Origin of the sequence: Lacisediminihabitans sp. (assembly GCF_043726815.1) — a bacterium.
Classification (GTDB): Bacteria; Actinomycetota; Actinomycetes; order Actinomycetales; family Microbacteriaceae; genus Lacisediminihabitans.
Window position 1 is genome coordinate 1 of sequence record NZ_JAYSJZ010000094.1, and the last position, 5086, is coordinate 5086.

Here is a 5086-nt window from a genome sequence, read left to right on the forward strand (position 1 = left end):
ACGGTGCGGACGGTAAATCGACGGATAGCCTTCACCGTTACACCCTAAGGGAGCCAACCAGCCGATGGATCACGTTGTTTCAATCGATGCGCCCCTGGCCTGAACTCCGGTGACGCAAAGGCCATTCGTCAAGGGGGAGCGATTTCGCTTCCGAGACGCTACGGTCGGAGTGTGACAGTGGCATACGAACCGAAGATGGGCCGAATCCCGATCAGGGCCCTCTCCCCCCAACAGCCCGAGAACAATTGGCCGGCGAAGGCCTTCGTGGGCGAGGTGGTTCCGTTTGAGGCCACCGTGTTCAAGGAGGGCCACGATGTTCTCGGCGTGGAGCTCCTCCTCACCGGCCCGGACGGCGTGCAGTCGAAGCACCGCATGGTGGAGATCGGCAAGGGCCTCGACCGCTGGCAGGCCCACGCCCTTCTCGACGTTCAGGGAACCTGGGTCTACCGCGTGCAGGCCTGGAACGACGAGTGGGCCACCTGGCTGCACAACGCCGAGATCAAGGTTCCGGCCGGCATCGATGTGCCGCTCATGCTCCTCATGGGAAGCCAGCTTCTCGCCCGTGCGGCGAAGGCAGACCCGGAGAACAAGGTGCTCAAGGACGCCGCGAAGGTGATCGCCAGCAAGAGCGTTGCCCCCCTCGTGCGTCTCGCCGCCGCGACGGACCCTCGCGTGACCGAGGAGATCGAGAAGCAACCGCTCGCCACCCTCGTGACCCAGAGCGCACCGCTCGAGGTGCGCGTCGAACGGGCCCGCGCGGGCGCCGGCAGCTGGTACGAATTCTTCCCCCGCTCCGAGGGCGCCAAGAAGGCCAAGGACGGCACCTGGACCAGCGGCACCTTCCGCACGGCCGCGCGGCGTCTGCCGGCGGTGGCCGGCATGGGCTTCGACGTGATCTACCTGCCGCCCATCCACCCCATCGGCGTGAGCTTCCGCAAGGGCCCGAACAACACCCTCGACCCAGCACCGGGCGACCCGGGATCTCCGTGGGCGATCGGATCGAAGGAGGGTGGGCACGACGCCATCCACCCCGACCTCGGCACCGTCGTCGACTTCACCGCCTTCGTCGACACGGCCAGGAAGAGCGGCCTCGAGGTGGCGATCGACCTCGCGCTGCAGTGCTCCCCCGACCACCCGTGGGTCACCGAGCATCCCGAGTGGTTCACGACCCTGCCGGACGGCACGATCGCGTATGCGGAGAACCCGCCCAAGAAGTACCAGGACATCTACCCGCTCAACTTCGACAACGACCCGATCGGCATCCGCGAGGAGGTGCTGCGGATCGTCAAGTACTGGATCGCGCTCGGCGTCACCATCTTCCGGGTTGACAACCCGCACACGAAGCCGCTGCAGTTCTGGGAGTGGCTCCTGCACGAGGTCAACACGGAGTTTCCGGATGTCGTATTCCTCGCCGAGGCATTCACCCGGCCGGCGATGATGTACTCGCTCGGTCAGGTCGGGTTCCAGCAGTCGTACACCTACTTCACCTGGCGGACCACGAAGCTCGAGCTCGAGGAGTTCCTCACCGGGCTCTCGCACGAACTCTCGGATTTCTTCCGGCCGAACCTGTTCGTGAACACCCCGGACATCCTCACCGAATACCTGCAATTCGGCGGCCCGGCCGCGTACAAGATCCGCGCGGCGATCGCCGCGACGGCCTCCCCGTCCTGGGGCGTGTACGCCGGCTACGAGCTCTACGAGAACGTCGCGCGGCCGGGCTCGGAAGAGAACATCGACAACGAGAAGTACGAGTACAAGTCCCGCGACTTCGCGAAGGCCGAGGCGGAGGGCCATTCGCTCGCCCCGTACATCACCCGGCTCAACACGATCAGGGCCGAGCATCCGGCGCTGCGCCAGCTGCGCAACCTCGACGTGCACTGGAGCGATGACGACTCGATCCTCGTCTACAGCAAGTACCTCGACGGCCGCTTCACGCGCTCCGGCCGGGGGGACGCCCTCATCATCGTGGCGAACGTCGATCCGCACTCGGTGCGCGAGACCACGGTGCACCTGGACCCGACCCGTTTCGGCCTCGAGCCAGGGGAGGTATTCGAGGTGACGGATCTCATCACGAAACAGAAGTTCAGTTGGGGCACAGACAACTACGTCAGGCTCGATGCCTTCACCGAACCGGTGCACATCCTGCGTGTCGAACTCCCGAGAGGCAAGTAAATGGCCAAGGACGTCGACAAGAAGTCGCCCAAGATCACCGCCCCAGCGAAGGCAAAGGCGAAGCCCGCGGCCTCCGTGCTGCCCGAGCTGCACCCGGGCCTCGTGCGCGCCCTGGTGGATGCGGTACACCCGCAGCCCCACGCGACCCTCGGCCAGCATCCGGTCGACGGCGGATTCGTGATCCGCACCGTGCGGCCGCTCGCCGAGGCGGTCACCGCGATCCGTGCCGACGGACCCCGGGTGCCGCTCGAGCATCTCGCCGACGGCCTCTGGCAGGGTCTGGCTCCCGGCGAGGGGCAGGCGTACACGCTCGAGACGAAATACTCGAACGGCCCGGACTGGATCACCGATGACCCGTACCGGTTCGTGCCGTCGGTGGGCGACGTGGACCTCTACCTGTGGGGTCAGGGCCGCCACGAGCAGCTCTGGCAGGTCTTCGGGGCGCACTTCCGCCCGCACGAGGACATCGAGGGAACCAGTTTCTCCGTCTGGGCGCCCCATGCCACCGCCGCGCGGGTGCTCGGCGACTTCAACGGCTGGTATGGCGTCGGCCACGCCATGCGCCGGCTGGACGACAACGGCGTGTGGGAGCTCTTCGTTCCCGGGCTAACCCCGGGCACCGCGTACAAGTTCGAGCTGCGCACCGCCAACGGCGACTGGGTGACCCGCGCCGACCCGATGGCCCGGTACACCGAGGTGCCGCCGGCGACGGCGTCCAAGGTGGGGCAGACGCTCTTCGAGTGGAGCGACGGCGACTGGCTGTCGGGCCGCGCCGCCCGAGACCCGCACAACTCGCCGCTGAGCGTCTACGAGATCCACCTCGGGTCCTGGCGGCCGGGACTCGGCTACCGCGAGCTCGCCGACGAGCTCATCGCGTACATCCACGAGACCGGCTTCACCCACGTGGAGTTCATGCCGCTCGCCGAGCACCCGTTCGGCGGGTCGTGGGGCTACCAGGTGACCGGGTACTTCGCCCCGACCAGCCGCTTCGGGCATCCGGACGACCTCCGTTACCTGATCGACCGCCTGCACAACGCCGACATCGGCGTGATCATGGACTGGGTGCCCGCCCACTTTCCCAAGGACGAGTGGGCGCTGGCCAACTTCGACGGCCAGCCGCTCTACGAGCACTCCGACCCGCGCCGCGGCGAGCAGCCGGACTGGGGCACGCTCGTCTTCAACTTCGGCGATTCACACGTGCGCAACTTCCTCGTGGCGAACGCGCTCTACTGGCTCGAGGACTTCCACATCGACGGCCTCCGTGTCGACGCCGTGGCTTCCATGCTCTACCTCGACTACTCGCGCGAAGAGGGCCAGTGGGAGCCGAACAAATTCGGCGGCCGGGAGAACCTCGAGGCGATCGGCTTCCTTCAGGAGGTAAACGCCACGGCCTACAAGCGCAATCCGGGCATCCTGATGATCGCGGAGGAGTCGACGGCGTGGCCGGGAGTCACGAAGCCCACCGACGCGCCGGGTCTCGGGTTCGGTCTCAAGTGGAACATGGGCTGGATGCACGACAGCCTCGCGTACATGGAGGAAGACCCCATGTACCGCTCGTATCACCACAACGAGATCACCTTCAGCATGGTCTACGCCTACACCGAGAACTTCCTGCTGCCGATCAGCCACGACGAGGTCGTGCACGGCAAGGGGTCGCTGCTGCACAAGATGCCGGGCGACCAGTGGCAGAAGCTCGCGAACCTGCGTGCCTACCTCGCCTTCATGTGGGCGCACCCGGGCAAGCAGCTGCTGTTCATGGGCCAGGAGTTCGGGCAGCCGAGCGAATGGTCTGAGCAGCGCGGGCTGGACTGGTGGATCCTCGACCAGCCGGTGCACCGCGGTCTGCTCACCATGGTCGGGCAGCTCAACCGCGTCTACCGCGAACAGCCTGCCCTCTGGTCACGCGACAACGATCCCGGTGGGTTCGAGTGGCTCGACGCGAGCGACGCGGCCCACAATGTCGTGTCGTTCCTGCGCTGGGACAACGACGGGAATCCGATCGCCATCCTGATGAACTTCTCCGGGAATCCGGTCGGTCCGTATCGGGTGGGTCTGCCGTTCGCGGGCGAGTGGGAGGAGATCCTCAACACGGATGCCTCGGAGTACGGCGGATCTGGCGTGGGAAACTACGGCTCGGTCACCGCCGTCGAGGAGTCCTGGGCCGGGCGTCCGGCCTCCGTGGAGCTCACCCTCCCCCCGCTGGCCGGCCTCTGGCTCAAGCTCAAGCGCTAGGCGCCGCTCCCGCTGCCGGCCTCGGCCTCCCGGCTCGGCTTCCTGCTTCGGCTTCCTGGTACTGCTTCCGAAATCCATGCATTCCTCCTCAACGCGCCGTCTGACGGCGTAGTTGAGCGGCGAGTCAGATCAGATTGCGTGGATTTCGGAAGCGGGAGCGGGCGGATGTCCGCGCGGGTCAGTGGAACGGCGCTGGGGCGGCGGGCCGCGCTCCGGCATCGCCCGATGGCTGCTCCTGCTGTGCCCTCACCCTCGCCGTGGCTTCCGAAATCCATGCATTCCTGCTCAACGCGCCGTCCGACGGCGCAGTTGAGCGGCGAGTCAGACCAGATTGCATGGATTTCGGAAAGGGAGGCAGGCCGAAGGAAGGGAAAGGGCCGGGCTAAGGCGGCGGCGGATGCCCGCGCGGGTCAGTAGAGCAGCGTCGTGAGGCGACGACGGGCGGCCACCACGCGGGGGTCGTCCACCCCGGCGATCTCGAAGTAGTCGAGAAGCCGCGTGCGCACCGCGTCCTTGCCGACCGCGTCGAGGGTCGGGAACAGGTCGAGGAGGCGCGCGAAGGCGTCCTCGAGATGACCGCCGGACACGTCGAGGTCGGCCACCGCGAGCTGCGCGGCGAGTTCGCCGGGCGCCGCGGCAGCGGCCGAACGGATGTCGGCGGCCGTCGCCGTGCCGAGGCGCG

Annotated in this window: 3 protein-coding genes; 2 read left to right on the forward strand and 1 reads right to left on the reverse strand. The window is 67.2% G+C overall.

The genetic code is table 11. The features are described 5' to 3' along the window. The first annotated feature begins 195 nt into the window (after positions 1-195). Positions 196-2172, forward strand: coding sequence for an alpha-1,4-glucan--maltose-1-phosphate maltosyltransferase (locus tag ACHZD8_RS14210; RefSeq protein ID WP_394771086.1), 1977 nt, complete (start codon positions 196-198; stop codon positions 2170-2172). Further along, on the forward strand, positions 2173-4404 hold the full coding sequence (gene glgB / locus ACHZD8_RS14215) for a 1,4-alpha-glucan branching protein GlgB (RefSeq protein ID WP_394771084.1): 2232 nt from the start codon (positions 2173-2175) through the stop codon (positions 4402-4404). It abuts the gene before it with no gap. Between the two features lie 410 nt (positions 4405-4814). Here the strand turns inward: glgB and ACHZD8_RS14220 are convergent. Further along, positions 4815-5086 (reverse strand): tetratricopeptide repeat protein (locus ACHZD8_RS14220; protein ID WP_394771085.1); only part of this gene is annotated, 272 nt, incomplete at its 5' end.

Coding starts and splice junctions, on each gene's coding strand:
- ACHZD8_RS14210 (WP_394771086.1), top strand. CDS start 196: ATGGGCCGAATCCCGATCAGGGCCCTCTCCCCCCAACAGCCCGAGAAC.
- glgB (WP_394771084.1), top strand. CDS start 2,173: ATGGCCAAGGACGTCGACAAGAAGTCGCCCAAGATCACCGCCCCAGCG.